The 20833-nt window shown below is 53.1% G+C and carries 15 protein-coding genes and 2 pseudogenes; all 17 read left to right on the top strand.

Annotated elements, in window-relative coordinates; all coding sequences use genetic code 11:
* The first annotated feature begins 72 nt into the window (after nt 1-72).
* The 17 genes and pseudogenes from KFE17_14315 to KFE17_14235 all read left to right on the top strand — a co-directional run bounded on the left by KFE17_14315 (nt 73) and on the right by KFE17_14235 (nt 20744).
* Nucleotides 73-1449 (top strand): type IV secretory system conjugative DNA transfer family protein, encoded by a 1377-nt coding sequence (locus KFE17_14315; protein ID QUO31960.1) that lies wholly within the window; start codon nt 73-75, stop codon nt 1447-1449.
* 243 nt (nt 1450-1692) lie between these two features.
* A complete protein-coding gene (locus tag KFE17_14310) occupies nt 1693-1908 on the top strand; it encodes a Maff2 family protein (GenBank protein QUO31959.1) in 216 nt (71 codons plus the stop codon).
* A gap of 6 nt (nt 1909-1914) precedes the next feature.
* The gene (locus tag KFE17_14305) at nt 1915-2778 is read left to right on the top strand and encodes a hypothetical protein (GenBank protein QUO31958.1); all 864 of its coding nucleotides are present in this window, start codon (nt 1915-1917) and stop codon (nt 2776-2778) included.
* Nucleotides 2779-2817: 39 nt separating this feature from the next.
* Entirely contained in the window at nt 2818-3258 is a 441-nt protein-coding gene (locus KFE17_14300) for a SpoVG family protein (protein QUO31957.1), read from the top strand.
* A complete protein-coding gene (locus tag KFE17_14295; protein QUO31956.1) occupies nt 3258-3812 on the top strand; it encodes a DNA methyltransferase in 555 nt (184 codons plus the stop codon). The genes KFE17_14300 and KFE17_14295 overlap by 1 nt, the downstream gene beginning before the upstream one ends.
* Before the next feature lie 33 nt (nt 3813-3845).
* A complete protein-coding gene (locus KFE17_14290; GenBank protein QUO31955.1) occupies nt 3846-4280 on the top strand; it encodes a PrgI family protein in 435 nt (144 codons plus the stop codon).
* A pseudogene (locus KFE17_14285) lies at nt 4180-6420 on the top strand (ATP-binding protein). Before KFE17_14290 ends, KFE17_14285 begins: the two are co-directional and overlap by 101 nt.
* Nucleotides 6421-7167: 747 nt before the next feature.
* Nucleotides 7168-9051, top strand: coding sequence for a group II intron reverse transcriptase/maturase (ltrA, locus tag KFE17_14280; GenBank protein ID QUO31954.1), 1884 nt, complete (start codon nt 7168-7170; stop codon nt 9049-9051).
* 161 nt (nt 9052-9212) lie between these two features.
* Nucleotides 9213-9440 (top strand): annotated as a pseudogene (locus KFE17_14275) (hypothetical protein).
* A gap of 45 nt (nt 9441-9485) precedes the next feature.
* Nucleotides 9486-12266, top strand: coding sequence for a peptidoglycan DD-metalloendopeptidase family protein (locus KFE17_14270; GenBank protein ID QUO31953.1), 2781 nt, complete (start codon nt 9486-9488; stop codon nt 12264-12266).
* A gap of 18 nt (nt 12267-12284) precedes the next feature.
* Nucleotides 12285-12530 carry a DUF4315 family protein gene (locus KFE17_14265; GenBank protein ID QUO31952.1) on the top strand — a complete coding sequence of 82 codons (246 nt, stop codon included), beginning with the start codon at nt 12285-12287 and terminating at the stop codon, nt 12528-12530.
* Entirely contained in the window at nt 12520-13689 is a 1170-nt protein-coding gene (locus KFE17_14260; protein ID QUO31951.1) for a DUF4366 domain-containing protein, read from the top strand. The genes KFE17_14265 and KFE17_14260 overlap by 11 nt, the downstream gene beginning before the upstream one ends.
* A 49-nt stretch (nt 13690-13738) precedes the next feature.
* The gene (srtB, locus tag KFE17_14255) at nt 13739-18655 is read left to right on the top strand and encodes a class B sortase (GenBank protein QUO33736.1); all 4917 of its coding nucleotides are present in this window, start codon (nt 13739-13741) and stop codon (nt 18653-18655) included.
* 57 nt (nt 18656-18712) lie between these two features.
* Nucleotides 18713-19195 carry a hypothetical protein gene (locus tag KFE17_14250; GenBank protein QUO31950.1) on the top strand — a complete coding sequence of 161 codons (483 nt, stop codon included), beginning with the start codon at nt 18713-18715 and terminating at the stop codon, nt 19193-19195.
* A gap of 59 nt (nt 19196-19254) precedes the next feature.
* Entirely contained in the window at nt 19255-19581 is a 327-nt protein-coding gene (locus KFE17_14245; protein QUO33735.1) for a hypothetical protein, read from the top strand.
* Nucleotides 19582-19627: 46 nt separating this feature from the next.
* Complete coding sequence (locus KFE17_14240) at nt 19628-20341, top strand: FAD-dependent thymidylate synthase (protein QUO33734.1); 714 nt, start codon at nt 19628-19630, stop codon at nt 20339-20341.
* Nucleotides 20331-20744, top strand: a complete 414-nt coding sequence (locus KFE17_14235) for a deoxyuridine 5'-triphosphate nucleotidohydrolase (protein ID QUO31949.1) — start codon at nt 20331-20333, stop codon at nt 20742-20744. Before KFE17_14240 ends, KFE17_14235 begins: the two co-directional genes overlap by 11 nt.
* Nucleotides 20745-20833: the final 89 nt, after the last annotated feature.

Below are 20833 nucleotides of genomic sequence, written 5' to 3'. Positions count from 1 at the left end.
CGCTGAGAGGTGTACGTCCGGTTTGGGAGGCGGCTCCCTGAAACCTACTGATGAAAGTCAGCAAGGCGCAGGGTGCCTACCTCATATCTCATGCAGATGCACAGCTCCTATGTCGTTACCGATCCGAAGGGCACGGTCTTGATTGAGGTTGGAAAGCTGTTAAGCCGGGGCACACCGAAGCTGGATAAGGACGGAAAGCCGGTCCGTGGCAAGAATGGTAAGATCGTGTATGAGCCGTATAAAATCAAGGTATTCAACACCATCAATTTCTCAAAGAGTATGCACTATAACCCTTTTGCGTATATCCACAATGAGAAGGACATTCTCAAACTGGTAACGGTGCTGATCGCCAACACGAAAGGCGAAGGGAAATCGGGAGACGATTTCTGGGTCAAGGCCGAAACACTGCTCTATACGGCGCTGATCGGCTACATCTATTATGAAGCGCCCTCCAATGAGCAGAACTTTTCCACGCTGGTGGAAATGATAAACGCTATGGAGGTCCGGGAGGATGACGAGACTTTCAAGAACGCGGTAGATTTGCTGTTTGACGCACTGGAGCAGAAAGACCCGGATCACTTTGCCCTCCGGCAGTATAAAAAATACAAGCTGGCCGCAGGCAAGACGGCTAAGTCGATCTTAATTAGCTGCGGCGCCAGGCTTGCCCCGTTTGACATTAAGGAAGTCCGGGAGATCACCATGTATGACGAGCTGGAACTTGACCTGGTGGGCGACAGGAAAACGGCGCTGTTCTTTATTATCAGTGATACGGACGCGACCTTTAATTTCCTTGTCAGTATGGCTTATACCCAGCTATTCAACCTGCTCTGTGAGCGGGCGGATGATAAATTTGGTGGCAGGCTCCCGGTCCATGTGCGGTGCCTGATCGACGAGGCGGCCAATATAGGCCAAATCCCGAACCTGGAAAAGCTGATGGCAACGATCCGTTCCAGGGAAATATCCGCCTGCCTGGTATTGCAGGCCCAGAGTCAGCTCAAAGCGCTTTATAAGGACAACATGGACACGATCATCGGCAACTGTGATTCTTCTCTTTTCCTGGGAGGTAAGGAGGAAACCACCTTGAAAAGCTGGAACTCCCTGCTGGGGAAAGAAACCATTGATCTATATAACACCAGCGTCACGAAGGGCACCCAGGAATCCCACGGGCAGAACTTTCAAAAGCTGGGAAAAGATTTGATGTCCGTTGACGAGCTTGCGGTGATGGACGGCGGAAAATGCCTCCTGCAGATCAGGGGCGTGCGTCCCTTCCTGTCCCGGAAGTATGACATTACCAAACACCCGAATTACAAATATCTTTCGGATTTTGACGAAAAGAACGCCTTTGACATAGAGAAATACCTGTCTACAAGACTGCCTGTACGTCCCAGAGAGCTGTACCCCAACTATGAGATCACGCCGGAAGAACTGGCAGCGCAGACAAGCGCGTAAAACCCGCCGTATCATTTCCTTATTGTATGGCGGGTTTTTCTATACCCTTTGGAAAGGAGGCGCCTATTGCGGATTCGTGATTCTCCCTGACAACTGAATATCCCCCGCAGGTCTTGTCCTGCCCCTTATGCTGCCGTCATGTTTTTGTAGGTTTTCTATTTGAACATGGCGGCGGCTTTTTTCGTTTCCGGCCCAATGCGGCCACAACAATAAATTCTATGAACATTAAGGAGGATTAACTTTATGGCTTTTTTTACAAGCGCGATTGACACGCTGAAAATTCTCGTGATCGCCCTGGGCGCGGGTCTCGGCGCATGGGGTGTCATCAACCTTTTGGAAGGTTACGGCAACGACAACCCCGGTGCAAAATCCCAGGGGATCAAGCAGCTTATGGCGGGCGGCGGTATCGCCCTGGTGGGTGCCACGCTGATTCCGCTCCTGTCCGGCCTGTTCAGTTAATAGCCGATGGGCAGTCTGTTTGATTGGATAACAGACTGGATCAAAGAGGGCCTGATCGAAGCGATCACCGGGCAGTACACCAGTATTTTTGAATCGGTAAACAGCCAGGTCGCGGATGTGGCCGGGCAGGTCGGACAGACCCCGCAGGGCTGGAATGGCGGCGTGTTCAGTATGATCCAGAATCTTTCTGAAACCGTCGTCATTCCCATTGCGGGCATGATCCTGACCTTTGTGCTGGTATATGAGCTGATTCAGATGATTTTGGAAAAGAACAACATGCACGATTTTGATACGTTCAACATCTTCAAGTGGATCTTCAAGACCTTTGTAGCCACCTACCTGCTTACCAACTGTTTTACGATTGTCATGGCGGTGTTTGATGTCGCCCAAAATGTGGTATCGCGGAGCGCCGGCGTGATAAACGGGAACCTGGATGTCACGGCGGCGCTGGCTGACCTGGAAACGCAGCTTGAAGCAATGGGGATGTGGGAGCTGATCGGCTTATGGCTGGAAACCAACATCATCAACCTGTGTATGTGGGTACTGTCTATTGTGATCTTTGTCATTGTCTATGGCCGCATGATTGAAATATATCTCACGGTCAGCCTGGCACCCATACCGTTTTCCACAATGGCAAACCGTGAATGGGGACAGATGGGGACGAATTACCTTCGTTCCCTGTTCGCTCTGGGATTCCAGGGGTTCTTAATTCTGGTATGCGTCGCGATCTACGCGGTGCTGGTCCAGTCGATCCCCTCGTCCGGCGATATTCACGGTGCGATCTGGGGCACGGCGGGATATACCGTACTGCTGGCCTTCGCCCTCTTTAAGACAGGCTCGTTATCTAAAAGTATATTCAACTCGCATTAGCGGGTAACAACTACATTTTAACAAGGAGGAACTTTCATTATGAGTAAAACCAATACCGAACCCATGCAGCCGGACACTCAGGCGTCCGAAAGCTTGAAGCTGGATGTAACCGTGCGCCCGATTGCCCCGATGGGGAACCTCTTGGCCTTTGCCAACGTGACGATTGGCGACTGTTTCAAGATCGACGGCTTCCGTATCTGCTCCGGCGAGAACGGCCTGTATGTCAACATGCCTTCCACCCAGGATAAGCAGGGAAAATGGAGGGATGTGTGCTGGCCGGTGACGGCGGACTTTCGCAGGCAGCTCAACGACGCCCTGATCGAAGGGTACGGCCAGGCGATTGAAAATTTGCAGGCCACCCTTGAAGCGACCAGGGACGCAGAAAAGCCTTCCCTGACCGGCGCCCTGAAAGAAAATGCCGGAAAGGTCAAGACGCAGCCGGCAAAGCCCGCGCCTGCCAAGAGTGAGCAGGCCCGCTGATGGCGGAGGCTAAGAAATATGGCATTGTGTACGCGGACCCGCCCTGGCGCTATGACATGAAGCGCGGCAAAGGCGTGGCAGAAAACCATTACCCCACCATGAGCATGGATGAAATATGCGCACTGCCGGTTGCAGACCTTGCGGCCAAAGACAGTGCGCTTTTTCTATGGGCCACCTTCCCGCAGCTTAATGAGGCGTTCCGGGTGATTGAGGCATGGGGCTTCCACTATAAGACCCTGGCGTTTCTGTGGCTGAAGCAGAACCGGAAAGCCGATAGCTGGTTTTATGGGATGGGCTTCTGGACCCGCTCCAACGCGGAGGTATGTCTGCTGGCAACACGCGGGCACCCGAAACGCCAGTGTGCGGGAATCCACCAGTTTGTGATCTCCCATATCGAGCAGCACAGCAAGAAACCCGATGAAGTGCGGGACAAGATCATAAAGCTCATGGGAGATCAGCCCAGGGTGGAGCTTTTTGCCAGGCAGCAGACCCCCGGCTGGGATGTATGGGGCAATGAAGTGGATTGCAGTATTACAATGCCGCAAAACGGATAAAAAAGATTCTCGCAGATCGGAGGTGACAACGAAATGCCTTATGTACCCGTACCCAAAGACTTAACCAAAGTCAAGACCAAAGTAGCCGCTGGCCTGACAAAGCGCCAGCTTATTTGTTTCAGTCTGGCCGCGCTGGTGGGGCTGCCGGTATATTTCCTTACCCGCGGCGCCATCGGCAATTCGGCGGCGGTGCTCCTTATGATCGGCCTGATGATGCCCTTTTTCTTCTTTGCCATGTATGAGAAGGACGGGCAGCCGGCGGAAAAGCTGTTAAGGAACCGGCTCCGCTATAAGCTCTGGCCGAAGGACCGCCCTTACCGGACAGAAAACTTCTACAAATCCATATCCAAAAAGGAGGTATCACAGATTGCCAAAAACCAGACAGCAGGAGGCGCAGGAAAAACGTCTGCAAAGAAACGTAAAGCAGGCAAAAAAGACCCGCACCGAAGCAAGAAAGGCAGGAAGTAAAACTGCCTCTCCTGCCGGGCCGAAGAAAAAGCCCGGCTTTTTTTCCGGGCTGAAAGCGGACGCCCCGCAGACGGTCCAGCAGAGTATTCCCTATAAGGAAATGTACCGGGACGGTATCTGCCGTGTGAGCGGCAATTATTACACCAAGACGGTGCAGTTCTTTGATATTAACTACCAGCTCGCGCAGGCGGACGACAAGGCGCAGATTTTTGAGGGCTACTGCGATTTTCTCAATTACTTTGACGCCTCGATCCATGTGCAGCTCACCTTCATCAACCAGCGGGCCAATATGCAGGACTTTGTTCACAGCATAGAGATTCCTGCCCGTGGCGACGAGTACGACGGAATCCGCAGGGAGTACGCGGATATGTTAAAGAACCAGCTCCAAAAGGGCAACAACGGCCTTACCAAGCGGAAATACATCACCTTCGGGATTGAAGCGGAGGACCTTCGCACGGCGAAAATGCGTCTGGAACGGATCGAAACGGACGTGCTGGGGAACTTCAAAGCCCTGGGCGTGCAGGCAAGGCCCTTAAACGGGCTGGAACGTCTGGAGCTTCTGCACAGCCAGCTCCACCCGGACGGCCAGGAGAAACTTCATTTTAACTGGTCGGATTTGCCGAAAACCGGGCTCTCCACAAAGGACTATATCGCCCCTTCCGGTCTCTCCTTCTCCCAGGACGGCAAGACCTTCCGGGTGGGCGACCATTCCGGCGCGGTGTCCTTCTTGCAGATTTTGGCCCCGGAGCTGACGGATCGGCTGCTGGCGGAACTGCTTGACCTGGATGACGCCGTGACAATCAACCTGCATATCCAGTCTATCGACCAGGCCCAGGCGATCAAGAACATCAAACGCAAGATGTCTGATTTGCAGAAGATGACGATTGAGGAACAGAAGAAAGCGGTCCGCTCCGGCTATGACATGGACATCATACCTACCGACCTTGCCACTTATGGGGAAGAAGCGAAAAATCTCCTGCAGGATTTGCAGAGCCGGAATGAAAGGATGTTCCTTGTGACGGTTCTGGTGGAGAATATCGCCCCGAAGCGCAAAAAGCTGTTTACGGATATTTTTTCCGCTTCCGGTGTGGCGCAGAAATACAACTGTGCCCTGAAACGCCTGGACTTCCAGCAGGAGCAGGGCCTTATGTCCTCTCTATGCCTGGGGCAGAACCAGATCGAGATCGAGCGGGGTCTTACCACCAGCAGCACGGCCATTTTCGTGCCGTTTACCACCTGCGAGCTGTTTCAGGAGGGCGAGGCTTTGTATTACGGTCTCAATGCCCTTAGCAACAACCTGATTATGGCGAACCGCAAGAACCTGAAAAACCCCAACGGCCTGTTCCTGGGTACGCCCGGCAGTGGCAAATCTTTCTCTGCCAAGCGTGAGATCGTCAATGTGTTCCTTCTGACGGAGGACGACATTATCATAGCAGACCCGGAAAATGAGTACGGGCCTTTGGTAAAGCAGTTTGGAGCTCAGGGGCAGGTCATTGACATTTCCCCTAACTCCACTAACTACATCAATCCGATGGATATAAACCTGGACTATTCGGATGATGAAAACCCGATCACCCTGAAAAGTGATTTTATCCTGTCTCTGTGTGACCTTATCATCGGCGGCAAGGAGGGGCTTTCCCCTATTGAAAAGACGATCATTGACCGCTGCACAAGGCTTGTGTACCGGGACTATTTGCAGGACCCGCGCCCGGAAAACATGCCAATCCTGGGGGATTTGTACGACCTCCTTCGCAAACAGAGCGAACCGGAGGCGCAGAATATCGCCACGGCGCTGGAAATCTACGTCAATGGTTCCTTGAATGTGTTTAACCACCGTTCCAATATCCAGATGGATCACCACCGGGTACTGTGCTTCCAGTTGAAGTCATTGGGAAAGGCCCTGAAAGAGATCGGCCTTCTTATCATGCAGGACGCGGTCTGGAACCGTGTTACGGCCAACCGCTCCAAGCATAAGACGACCTGGTTCTATATCGACGAATTCCACCTCCTGCTGAAAGGACAGACCGGAAGTTTCAGTGTAGAGATATGGAAACGGTTCAGAAAATGGGGCGGGATTCCCAGCGGTTTAACGCAGAATGTGAAGGACCTGCTGGCTTCCAGGGAGATCGAGAACATCTTTGGTGCGACACGTTGACGCACAAACATCGCTCTATGAGGGTAAAACTTCATGGACTTATGGCCATGCGATGCTAAAATCGTCGGACTTACCTTCTTACGAGGTAAGTAACAACTGATAATTCGAAAGGTAGAATGATGGGGTAACGCCTTGAAATGCCTTCTCTGATACTTCGACCGGCTCCGACTGTAATGGTTGGGGTCTGGAGCTCGATAAAGTCGGCGGAAGTCTGCCGAAACAGTGTAGAAATACAGCTGTCGAAAGTGCGGTAGAGGTACTGTATGCAGATGACACGTCGGGAGTCTATAAAATATCTATGGTGAGAATGTCCACGACGGACTGACGAAAACCGCGAATGTACGGGTCTAGATGTTTACCATATAGAAATGTATGGACACTTAATTGTGGGTCAGTGCGGTGTAGTAAGAATCGAAAATATGAAACTCCGTATTGTGTTACAGGCACAATCAAGCTGACAGGACTATAGCGAACACCTAAGGATATATGCACAGATAGAATTATCGGAACGTGGAAAGGTACAGAGTTGCTCATAAGCAATCTGCGGACGAATCATATAAGCCGCCTAATCTGTGCTGAAAAGCGAAGCTCGAACCTACGACAGCCCTACGAAAAAGGCGGGCTCGAGGAATGGGCTTTAGTCGGTTAGAAACAATTGTTGTCATTCAATCTTATAAGGATTACGAGTATGACAAAAAGGGACACTTTCCCAAGAAAGGAGAGTGATGCCTTATGACCATGAAAAAGAAAAAGCAACTGCTCTGTGAGGATAATCTGCGTCACAATGAGTATTACGGAATGCAGAATACGATTGATAATCTATACCAGGCAAGTTTGAACGGAGAAGTTTTTACAGATTTAATGTCTGTCATTCTTCAACGGGAAAACATTCTTCTAGCGTACAGAAATATCAAGAAAAATACGGGAAGTAAAACAAGTGGCACAGACAATCTCACAATCGAGGACATTGGAAGATGTTCCCCCGATGAGGTTGTTGAAAAAGTTAGATTTATTATTAATGGAAGTGAACATGGGTATCGCCCAAAACCTGTAAGGCGTAAGGAGATACCAAAACCATACGACCCAAGTAAAATGAGACCCTTAGGGATTCCGTGTATATGGGATAGACTTGTTCAACAATGTATCAAACAGGTATTGGAACCTGTTTGTGAGGCTAAGTTCAGCAAAAACAGCTATGGATTCAGACCGAACCATTCGGTTGAGAACGCTATAGCAAGAAGTTATCAGCTACTTCAACATGCCAATCTTCACTATGTCATTGAATTCGATATAAAAGGGTTCTTTGATAACGTGAATCATGCCAAGCTGATACGACAGATATGGGCTATGGGTATTCATGACAAGCAACTGATATTTGTCATAAGACGAATTCTCAAAGCACCAATCAAACTGGAAGATGGGACTTTTATCACACCCGACAAAGGAACCCCACAGGGAGGTATTATATCGCCACTTCTGGCTAATATCGTGCTTAACGAATTAGACCACTGGGTAGAAAGTCAATGGCAATGGTGTCCGATTTGCAAACGGAATGCTAGACCTGAAAACGGCTTTCGACAGGCTAAGAAATCTAACCTGAAGGAAATGTTCATTGTTCGCTATGCAGATGATTTTCGAATCTTTTGTAGGACAAAGGACTCCGCTGAACGCACCAAATGTGCAGTCACTCTGTGGCTGAAAGAAAGGCTCAAACTGGAAATTTCTGAAAAGAAAACGAGGATTGTCAATGTAAGAAATCATTACTCTGATTTTCTCGGATTCAAAATGAAAGTTCACAGAAAAGGCAACAAACTCGTGGTTATATCTCATATCGCAGATAAAAATCTCGAGCACAAAAGGGAGAAGCTTAAAGAACAGGCAAAGAGAATCGTTCACCCTCGCAAAATATATGGCGAACAGGGGGAAATCAGACTCTATAACAGTATGGTTACTGGCATGCAGAATTATTACTGTATCGCCACACATGTTAATCATGATTGTGCTTCCCTAAACCGCACAGTCATGACCTTGCTGACAAACAGGCTTAGCACTCGCACAGGCAACCGTCTTGTGAAAACAGGGCGAGAGCTTACGGAGTTTGAAAAAGCCCGTTTTGGTAAATCCAAAATGATGCGATATGTCGCTGGTACGAATGAGCCCGTGTATCCAATAGGATACACACAGCACAAAAACCCACTTTTCCGTAAGAAGAGCTGGAATTATTACACTCCCGAAGGACGAGAAGGTATTCACAACTGTCTGAGAATCAACATCCCTATGATGTTGGCTCTCATGCGTCAACCAGCCTATTCCAATAGTGCGGAATACGCAGACAATCGAATATCTCTCTTCTCAGCCCAATGGGGAAAATGTGCTATAACAGGTGTTGAATTCTCCTCTGTTGGGGAAATTCATTGCCATCATAAGTTACCCCGACATTTAGGCGGTACGGATGCCTATGAGAATCTTATTCTCATAAAGAATTCCGTACATAAACTCATTCATGCTTCAAAAGCGGAAACTATTTACAAATATATGGATTTACTACAGCTAGATATCAAACAGCTTATAAAGGTTAACCACCTTCGTGAGTTGGCTTCCATGCAACCTATTTAATCTTATTTCAACTACTACAGTTTTTATTCTATTCAAAGGTTGATTGTTTAGACAATGAAAAATACTAACCGATGGAACGCCGTGTGCGGTGAAAGTCGCATGCACGGTGTGGAGTGGGGGAAAAGCCCGAGATGATATCAGAGGCTTACCTATCACTATAGAACTCGGATTTTATCTACATGCTCAACCAGGCCCAGGGAGACCGGCAGATTTTGGCGAAGCAGTTAGGCATTTCGCCCCACCAGCTTTCCTATGTGACCCATTCCGGCCCCGGCGAGGGTCTTTTGTTTTTCGGCAATGTGATTATTCCTTTCGTCGATCACTTCCCGAAGGACACCCTTCTGTATTCGGTCCTTACCACAAGGCCGGATGAAGTGGCAGGCGCATGAGCGCCGGCAGACCAGCAACGATAATTCAGACTGGAGGTGATGGATATGTCCCGTGATAAAGAGTTCAGACGGCCCAAAGACGCGGTGCGGCAGCCGGCGGGAAAAACAGAAACCGACGTCCGGACCGGCGAGATGCGCGGGCAGGATTTTGATCTGCGCCGGGCCCGTGACGCTCCTGTGCAGGAAGATAACCGCCATAGAGGGTGGAACCTGTATCAAGGGGCTTCGGAGGACGGCGCAGTTCCAGCAACGGATTCCAATACGTATGCTGCTGCTTCCCGGCAGCCAGTGGATGAAATGGCGGCTTATGAATCTGCGGACTATGGAACACATGCGGAGGCTTTTTCCCGGCAGTCGTCCGGGGATTCTGACAGCTTCATTCAGGACAGCCGCAGCGTTCCGCAGCAAAACGGGCCGGATTTTTCCGGGCGTGACAGCTTCCGCGAAAGCAGGCAGCAGGATTCCAGGCACAGTGATTCCGGCAGGCTCCAGCGCCGGGATGCAGACTTTTCCCGGCGCGGCGGCCAGGAGTTGCCCGGTTCCGGCAGTTCGGAGGCTTCCGCTGCTTCGGAGGCCGGCAGCACAAATGCCGGGGAAACATCGGGCAGACGCCGGATGCACCAGCATGGCAACAAGTACCAGCAGCGTTTCCAGGAGGCGGCAAAAGCCGAGGAACCCCAGGAGAAACAGCCGGGTTCAGCCGAGGGAGAACCGAAACGGCCTTCCAAGCTGGAATTTACCGCTGACGAGCTGCCACCGGAGGCGGCGGATAAAAAGCTGACCCAGGCGAGGCGCAGGGCCGAGCGTGTGGAAAAGAAGCTGGAGGACGCCGAGGCGCGTCTGCCTTCCCGGAAAAAACTGCGGATGGAGACGGCTTCCGACCCGGAGACCGGCAAAGCAAAAAAACGGCTGAAATTTGAGCAGGAAGTAAAATCCCAGCGGGCGCATGTAAAGGGCTCCCTTCCCATGCGCCCGGTAAAGGCGGCAGCGAATACGGCTGTCGGCTACGCCCATAAGAAAATCTACCAGGCGGAGGAAGAAAATGTCGGCGTGAAAGCCGCCCACCGCACCGAGCTTGTGGGTGAGGCCTGGGCGCGCACCCTGTACCACCGCCATAAAACAGCGCCATACCGCCGGGTGACAAAGTTACAGCAGAAATCAGCGAGGGCTAACGCGAAGCTTGCCTACCGGCAGACCCTTTCGGAACACCCGGAGCTAAAGAAAAATTTCCTTGCCCGGATGTGGCAGAAGCAAAAGCTGAAACGGCAGTATGCCAAAGCCGCAAGGGAGGCACAGAAAACCGGAAAGCGGGCAAAGAACGCAGCCGTTACAACGGAAAAGATCGCTGCTTCGGTGGTAAACACCGTCAAGCGTCACCCGGTTATCTGCAGCATTCTCGTCCTTCTGCTTTTGGTGGTATTTCTCATTTCTTCGCTGTTTTCCTCGTTTTCCAATATCGGGACCGGGGGCCTGGGAAGTATCGCCGCCTCTACCTATCTGGCGGAGGACCAGGACATCAACAACGCGGAGCTTATCTATACCGAGTGGGAAACAGACCTGCAAATGGAAATAGACCGTGTGGAGACAGACCGGCCCGGTTATGACGAGTACCGCTATAACATCGGCGCAATCGAGCATGACCCCTATATCCTGATGGGCTATCTCACTTCTGCCTATCAGAATTTCACCTATGAGCAGATCGAGGGCGTCCTGCGGCAGCTTTTTAATGAGCAGTATTCCCTTACCTTTACGGAGGAAACGGAAATCCGCTACCGGACAGAGACCCATGTTGACCCGGAGACCGGCGAGGAAACCGAGGAAGAAGTACCGTATGAGTGGCACATTCTGAATGTAAAGCTCACGGCCACGCCTCTTGCAAACCTGGTGGTGCAGCGCATGAGCACCGAGCAGAAAGAAATCTGTGAGATTCTATTGCAGACCAAGGGCAACCGGCAGTATGTGAAAAATGTCTTTGGGATAAACTGGCTGCCCTATGTCACCAGCTACTACGGCTACCGGGTACACCCCATCAGCGGGGAAAAGAACTACCATACCGGCGTTGACATCGGCATGGCCCAGGGCACGGAAATCTTAGCCGGCCATGACGGTACGGTTACGCTGGCAGGAAACGCGGGCGGCTACGGCCTGTGTGTCGCCATTGAAGGCGAGGCTTACGAGGGGCATACCCTTACCACGAAATACGGCCACTGTTCACAGCTTCTTGTGTCCGTGGGCCAGGAAGTAAAGGCCGGGGATGTAATCGCGAAGGTCGGCAGCACCGGCAATTCCACCGGGCCGCACCTGCACCTGGAGGTATTGGTGGACGGGCAGTATTTGAATCCGCTGTATTTTGCAGATACCGGTGACACCGGCAGTACCGGGCTGCCAGCCATTGGCGCAGGCGGAGGCGGCAGCTACTTTGATTACGATATTCCGCCGGAGGCCCTTGCGGATGAACAGTTCGCGGCCATGATCGCGGAGGCGGAGAAATACTTAGGCTATCCGTATGTGTGGGGCGGCGCAAGCCCTTCCACTTCCTTTGACTGTTCAGGCTTCGTTTCCTGGGTAGTCAACCATACCGGCTGGAACTTCGGGCGGCTTACCGCGGACGGGCTTTTAGGCGTGTGTACGCCTGTATCGAGTGCGGACGCAAGACCCGGCGACCTGATTTTCTTCCAGGGGACCTATAACACCAGCGGCGCAAGCCATGTGGGAATCTATGTGGGTAACGGAATGATGATCCACTGCGGGGACCCGATCTCTTACGCAAATATCAATACAAGTTACTGGCAGCAGCATTTTTACACCTTTGCGCGGCTGCCTTAACAGAATGGAGGTAACAACTTGAACCCTAAAATTGAAAAACTGGCAAAAGACATTGAAAAGACCAAGGCGAAGATCGCGGAGCAGCAGGCCAGGCTCCAGGATTTGGAGAAACAGAAAACGGAGCTGGAGAACACCGACTTTGTGGCGGTGGCCCGCAGCTACCACCTGACGCCCCAGGAACTGGCCGAATTCTTAAAAACGCGGCAGATGGCGTCCGCACAGGAGTCTTCGCCGCAGGAACAGGAGGAAGTGCATGAGGACTAAACGAATCTCTCTCCTTGTGGCGCTTGTCTTTCTCATAGGCGCCATGACCTTGCCCATGACGGCTTTTGCCGCCGGGGGCAAGGACACCACGCCGCCCACGCTTACGGCGGTGCTGGATGGGGAAACCGTAAAGATCGTAAGCAGCGACGACAATTCCGGCGTGGAGGCGGTCTATATCGACAAGACCCGTGTAAATTCCCTTGTGGACGGGAAAGCCTCTGTCGCGCTGAAGGATTATGCCGGCACAGATAAAAAAGTGAGCGTCTACGCGGTGGATTATGCCGGCAACCGTTCTGATGCCGTGCAATTTGACAACCCCTATTACAAGGAACCGGTGTCCACGGAAAAGCCGGCTGCCCCCACGCAGCCGAGCCAGAGCAGCACCCCGGCAACAAAACCGGTACAGACCCAGGCAGCTTCTTCCGGCAGCACGGGCACCCAAAGCAGCAGTTCCAATACGGGAACGGATTCGGGCGGCACAAGCTCCCAGGACGGCAGCTCCGGCAGTACAGGAAATTCCGGCACACCGGAGCCCACCACTTCCTCCGTCCCGGAGGGCGCTTTCACCCCGGAGGGGACCGGGACCGTGCTGGACAGCGCCACCGGCGAGGATGGGGATAAACAGTTTTACACCATTACCACCGAGGCCGGGAATGTGTTCTACCTTATCATTGACGGCAAGCGTGACGACAACAACGTTTACTTTCTGAATGGCGTCACCGAGGCGGACCTGATGGCCCTTGCGGAAAAGAATGATGGCAGCGTGAGCGTGATCCCCGCTGCGGATGTCTGCACCTGTAAGGAGAAATGCGAGGCCGGAAAAGTCAATACCGGCTGCCCGGTCTGCAAAAATGACTTAAACGGCTGCATCGGAAAGGAAAAGCCGGCAGAGCCGGAGGAACCGGCTGAATCGGAACAGCCAAAGAAAGATACCGGCAGCGTCGGCACGATCATCTTTATCATCGTCGCCCTGCTTGCAGTCGGAGGCGTCGGCTATTATGTGAAGATCGTGCGCCCGAAACAGCAGGCGGCGGACGAGGACGAATTTGACGAGGACGACGGCTACGGGGAGGGCTTTGACCCGGACGAGGCTTACGGCGAACCGGAATATCTCTCCGAGGATGACTTTGAGGATAGCACCCATGAGGACGGCGAGTAATGCGCCGTCCTTACCTATTTTATGAAAGTGAGGTCTTTCTATCGTGAATATGAAAACGAATACACACCGCCGCGGTCTGCACAGGATCGTGGCATTTTTACTCTGCGCGGTATGCGTCTTTAGCCTGCTTCCCGCCCAGGCGTTTGCGGCAGGCGTGGGCCAGAAAGCAAGCTCCTGGCTGGGCGACCAGTATGTAGGGTCTGACGGGCAGCATTATTATTCCCCGGTGCCTACCAATTTCCTTGCTTACAATTCAGACGGAACCACGGATAAACGTTCCGGCTCCGGCGGCAGCGCCTACCGGCACTACATGCTGACAGATTCGGACGGCGTGACCCATTCGGTCTACTGCGTGGAGAGCGGGATTCCCTACAACACTTCCGAAAATACCTATACTTCGGAGAACGGGACCAACAGCGATTACCTGAATATGCTCCCGTCCGCTGCCAGGCGCGGCATTACCCTGACTGCGATCTATGGCTGGAAACCCGGCGCCTCCCTTCCTGTTTCCGGAATCAATGAGGACGATTATAAAATGGCGACGCAGATCATCCTCTGGGAATACCAGCAGCAGCTTCGCAGCGACCCCTACAGCCGGCACAGCAACGGCCACGCTTCGGCGGACCAGTATTACAGCGTGGTTGCCGGGCGTCCTGCGGAAAAGGCATACAACTGGATTCTGGAACAGGTGGCGTCCCACTCCACCGTCCCTTCCTTTACCGCGGCGAATAAGGGGGATGCCCCTGTTCTGGAACTGAAATGGGACACCAGCAGAAAGGTCTATACCCTGACTGTTACCGACACCAACAACCTGAATATCGACCTGCAAATGCTTTCCGGCAGCGGCGTGACCGTGAGCAGGAACGGCAACCAGTACACCTTCACCAGCAAAAACATGATTATGGAGCCGGTGAGCTTTGAGTTCAGAAAAGACATTCCGGTTGCCAACGACATGCTGATCTGGGGCCGCCCTGGTTATCAGACCATGATGACCGGCGCCAGCGACCCGGTTTCCTTCTTTATGAACATCAAAACGGAGACCTACGGCACCGCGAAGATCGTCAAGACCAGTGAGGACGGCATTGTGTCCGGCATTTCCTTCCGCATTTCCGGCACGGATATTTTGGGAAATGAAGTCAATGAGACTGTTACTACCGGGGATAACGGCCAGGTGGAAAAGAAATTCCTGCCCGGCACTTACCTGGTGACGGAAATCCCGGTTGACCGCTATGTGACCCCTTCCGCACAGTACATCACTATTGAGAGCGGCCAGACTGCTTCCGTCCATTTCAGCAATATTTTGAAGAAATTCCGCGTGCATGTGGTAAAGAGCGACGCGGACACCGGGACCGCCCAGGGCGACGCCACCCTTGCCGGGGCGACCTATGGGATTTATAACAATGGCGAGCTGGTAGATACCTATACCACCGGGCCGGACGGCAGCTTTATGACCCGTTACTATGTCTGCGGCGATAGCTGGACGGTACGGGAAATCGAGCCCAGCACCGGTTATCTTCTGAATGATACGGTCTATGAGGTGGGCGCTTCCCCGGCGCTGTACGAGGTGGAGCTGAACACTACGGAGAACCAGGTCACGGAAACCGTGATCTATGGCAATATCCAGCTTGTCAAGCATACGGACGACCCGGACCCGGATGTGTCCGAAGATGAAAATACGGAAGAACCGAATGAGGGTGTGATCGAGCACCCGGAGGCCGGCGCCGTCTTTGAAATCTACTTGAAGGCGGCGGGTAGCTATGATGCGGCGAAGGAAAGCGAGCGCGACCTGCTCACCACGGACAGCGACGGCTTTACTTCCTCCAAAATGCTGCCTTACGGCCATTATACGGTCCACCAGACAGCCGGTGAGGAAGGCAAGGCGTTCATTCCTGATTTTACCGTCTTTATTTCCGCAGACGGCCAGACCTACAGCTATATTCTGAATAACCGCACCATTACCGCAAGGCTCAAGGTGGAGAAATGCGACGCCGAGACCGGGAGCATTATCCCGATGACCGGCACGGGCTTCCAGATCAAGGACCTTTCCACCGGGGAATTTGTCACCCAGGAAATCTTCTACCCAAACCCGGAGACCCTTGATACCTTCTATGTTTCGGACGAAGGCTGGCTCATGCTGCCGGAACCTCTGCATACCGGGGATTATGAGCTTTATGAGGTGGCGGCTCCTTACGGTTATGTCCTTTCCAGTGAGCCCGTACCGTTCACCATTGACGGCAGCGAGGCGGTTGTGACCGTCACACAGTACAACATGCCCCAGAAGGGCCAGCTCACCATCACAAAGACCGGCGAGGTGTTCGCTTCCGTCCAGGAAAACGACGGCCTGTATCAGCCGGTATATGAAGTGGCCGGGCTTCCCGGCGCAGTTTATGATGTGATCGCTGACGAGGATATTTACACCGGCGACGGGACCCTCCGAGTAGCAAAGGACACAGTTGTAGAGACCCTTACCACCGGGGAAGATGGAACCGCCACAAGCGTACTTCTGTACCTGGGCCGCTACCGTCTGGAAGAACGGCAGGCGCCGGCTGGCATGGTCGTAAATGCTGTCCCGGAATATGCGGAGCTGACCTACGCGGGCGAGACCGTGGAGGTCACGCAGACCGCAGTAGGGTTGTATGACGAGCGCCAGAAAGTGGATGTTGCCCTGTTCAAAGCTCTGGAAACAGACGAGCTTTTCGGGCTTGGCATGAATGAGGAATACAAGGACATTTCCTTTGGTCTGTATGCTTCCGCTGACTTGACGGCGGCGGATGGCAGCGTGATCCCGGCAGGCGGGCTTCTGGAAGTGGTCTCCGTTTCCGCAAATGAGGCGGGCGGCTATGACGCTTGCTTTGATTCCGACCTTCCGTTTGGCAGCTATTATGTGCAGGAGCGCACCACCAACAGCGCCTATGTGCTTTCCGATACCAAATACCCGGTAGTTTTTGAATATGCGGGTCAGGAGGCTGCTCTTGTCTCTATCCTGATAAATGAGGGCGAGGCTGTTCCCAATGACCTGCTCCGCGGACGCATTGACGGTGTGAAATATGGCGAGAGCACGGAGGTTGGCGAAGATGTGAAGCTGGCCGGCGCGGTGATGGGCCTGTTTAAGCCTGACACCGAAGAATTTACCGAGGAAAACGCGCTGCTTACCGTAACCACCGGTGAGGATGGCAGCTTTGCCTTTGAGAATATCCCTTACGGTCACTGGATTGTAAAGGAAATTTCCGCTCCCGCGCTCTATACGGTGAGCCCGGAGGAACACCACATTTATATCGGTGCGGACGGCCAGACAATCGAATTCCGCGTGGATAATACCCTGATCCGCGGACGGGTGCAGCTCCATAAGACCGAGGCGGTGGATGAACCTTCCTCTGTGGAGAGCGATAAGGAGAATACTTTCCTGCGCTTCCTCTCCGGCGCGGTGTTTGAACTGTATGAGGACGCCAACGGCAACAAGGAGCTGGATGCCGAAGATACGCTGGTCGGCGCCCTGAAAGAGACAGACGGCGGATTCCACATGGCGGAGGATCTTCTGGCTAAGGGCTATTTCGTAAAAGAAAAGAAAGCGCCGGAGGGCTACCAGCCTGACGAAAAGGCTTATTACTTTGCGATCACCGAGGACGGCCAGACCGTTGTGATCGAAAACGGCGAGGCAGGCCGGGGATTTACCAATGAGGCATACCGCGGCAACCTGAAAATCACCAAAGATTCCAGTGACGGACGCAAGGACGGATTTGCCATTGAGGTCAAGAGCGCAGACGGTTCTTACTGTGAGACCTTCACCACACCGAAATCCGGCGTGATCGAGGTCAAGGGGCTGCGCGTCGGCATTTATACCGTAACCGAGCTTTCCAACCGTGCAAGCAAGGATTATATCATTCCTGACGCGGCCACGGTGGAGATCAAGGCGGACCAGACCGCAACGGTCCAGTTCTTTAATGAGAAACCAGAAAAACCGGAAACTCCTGATAATCCGAAAACACCGTCCAAGCCTTCCACACCGTCTAATCCTGATAAGGCAGTACCGCAGACCGGTGATGACAATTTCATTTTCCTGTACGGCGGCCTTCTGGCGCTGGCTCTGATCGGCGGTGGGATGTTTGCTGCCCTCTATTTCAAGAAGGGGAAATACAGCAGACAGACCCCTAAGACAAAGGCTGCGGGCATTGCGGCCCTCTCCCTCTGCGCGGCACTGGCGTTAGGCAGCGGCTTCCTGATGGTCCGTGACCTCTGCCAGTACAGTGAAAGCGCCGGGGCTTATGATGACCTCGCAGGACTGGTGGAGCTGCCGGAGCGGACCGAAACACCGGAGGATATGGAGACCGGGACCGCACCCATTGAAACGGAACCTGCTGGGTCAGCCCCTTCCGTGGTTCTTCCTATGGTGGATTTTGAATCTTTGCGGGAAAGCGGGCCGGACATCATCGGGTGGCTTACCCTTCCCGATACGGTGATCAACTACCCGGTAACGCAGGCGGATGACAACGAGTATTACCTGCACCACCTGTATGACGGCACCTACAATAAGGTGGGATGCCTGTTCGCGGATTATGAGAACAAGGCGGATTTTTCTGACCGGAACACCATTATTTACGGACATAACATGCGGGACGGCTCCATGTTCGCCGCCCTGAATGAGTATGACGAACAGAGCTACTTTGATACCCATAAGCAGATGTACCTTGTGACCCCGGAGGGCGGTTATCTCTGTGAGGTTTTCGCGGCGTTTGTGGCAAAGCCTTCCGAATCCGGCAGCGATACCTCTCCCTGGCGTCTTAGCTGGAAGGATGACGGCGCTTATACGACCTGGCTTACCGCTATGGCGGAGCGTTCTGTTGTGGAAACGGACGTCACGGTGACAAGCAGCGATAAGGTGCTGACCCTTTCCACCTGCACGCCCGGAGGCGCGAGCCGCTTCATCGTCATGGCAAAGCTGGTGGAAGTAAACAACGAAGCAGACTGAAAACCGGTGCGGGGGCATGTGCTCCCGCACCAGTCATTTACAAGGAGGATTTTTTCTATGGTGAATACCATTGTTTCAATACCCGGCTATGTGCATTTGTACCGCTCCCTTCTTAGGTTTTACGACATGCCGGAAAATGAGATCAGGGAAATGCTGTACCTGCTGAACACGGCCAACCTGGACTGCTACGAGTATTACCACCCCGAGCGGGAACTGGCCCTGAGCGGCCCGGTAGCTTTCTGCCACTGGCTGGAGACGATGGACTGCCGGCCCTACCGCACGGAGGTACAGCTTTACAAGTCGCTACTGTTCCTACAGCGCAGCGTGGACCGTGACCTGATCGTGACTTCCCAGCGGGAGGCATTGCAGACGCTTAAATGTATTATCTCCAATATCGAATACCGCTTTTACAAGGCTTATGAAATGGAGATCGAGGACAAGCGGACCGTGTACGGGGAATGTACCTACCGGCTGGTCCCCAGGGAGGACGAGCCGAGCGTGTGCCTGATGCACGACTGGATTTATCTGCCAAGCGCGTAAACTGTCACGGATTCTATACAGGATTCGGGACAAAACCATTTTCAAAGGAGGGATGCCTTATCACGCAGAAAGAGGTCAATGCCGTTTTTGACGGTCAGGTGGCTCTATGCAGGGAAATCCTGCAAAAGAAAACAAAGGAATACACAGGGGGCGATACGGACCGGCTGGGGGCTTTCAAGGCTGCCGCTGCTTTACAGCACACGACACCGGAGCGTGCCCTTGCCGGGATGCTGGCAAAGCATATCGTTTCCCTGTATGACATGTGCTTTGCCGACGGCATGAGCTTTGACGCCGGCACATGGGACGAGAAGATCACAGACAGTCTTAACTATCTGTTTTTACTGAAAGCGATTGTAAAGGAGGGACAGACCAATCAACAGAATTGAAGTAAAGGTTTTGAACTGCCAGGCGGTGGCGGAGGCCGAGAAAAACATGGTGTTTGCGGCCAGGCTTACCCAGCGCGGGCATAAGATCAATACAATGGAGGATCTGACGGCGCTTTATGAAAAGTCGTTCAGCAATGATACCGTAACGGCGATCAGCAAGCTCCCGCACCCCACGATCCAGAAATTCGCGGTTATCACCGTTGCCATTGTAGGCGCAAGCAGGCGTTTCCTTGCGCAGATCACCAGGCACCAGAACGAGGTAAAGTTTATGAGTGCGTCCTTACAGTACAGCAACTATGCGGGACAGGCGGATTTTGCTGTACCCTATGAGATTTTGACTGCGCCGAAGGCAATTCAGGAAATGTATCTGGAAAGCTGTAAATCCGATATGGATTGTTACGAAGAACTGTGCGCGGCAGGGATCGGGCACGACGCGGCGGGCTATGTCACGCCCCAGGGCCTTAGGAATGTGCTGATTATCAGCGCAACACCTTACCAGTGGAAACATATCATCGGCCAGCGGGTATGCCGGCGCAATACGGACGAGACCCGGATCGTGCTCCTGAAAATCTGGCAGGAGCTTTTTTCATTGAGCCAGGTACTCTTTGCTCCCGATCTTACCGGCCCTTTCTGCCAGAGAGATCAATGTCTGGAGGGGAAAATGAGCTGCAAAAGAAAGATCGCGGGCAGCATGACGCCCGGCGGGATTTTGGCGGCGGATTACCCGCTGCTTATGGAAGGCGGCGCCCATGAAGATTAAGCTGATCGATTTTGGCGTGCCGGAGGATCAGAGACCCTACCGGCCACATGGGAACGATGCCGGCGCGGATGTGTATATGCCCTATGACTGCACCCTACAGCCCGGCGAGATTACGAAAATTCCCCTGGGATTTGGGATCGAGGTGCCGGATGGGTTTGCCGGATATGTGTTCCCCCGCAGCAGCATGGCTGTCAAAGGGCTGGTCTGCGAGCTGCCGCCTGTAGATTCCGGCTACCGTGGGGAAATCCATGCAATTCTTAGCAATGTGAGCAGCCAGACGCGGCACATTCCCAAAGGTTCAAGGATCGGCCAGCTCGTCATTACGCCGGTGGTGATCGCGGATTTTGTGACAGAGCTTGGGGAGCAGCGGGGCACCGGCGCCTTTGGCAGTACAGGGAAATGATAAAGAGTGCAGCAGGAAAATGAGCCGCCAGACAAAAGGCGGCTCATTTTAGGACAAAACAGGGATTATCGCCGGTATAGGGATGGGAC

This window comes from Faecalicatena sp. Marseille-Q4148 (assembly GCA_018228665.1).
In the GTDB taxonomy this organism is placed as follows: domain Bacteria; phylum Bacillota; class Clostridia; order Lachnospirales; family Lachnospiraceae; genus UBA9414.
This window is presented reverse-complemented; position numbering and strand designations above follow the sequence as displayed.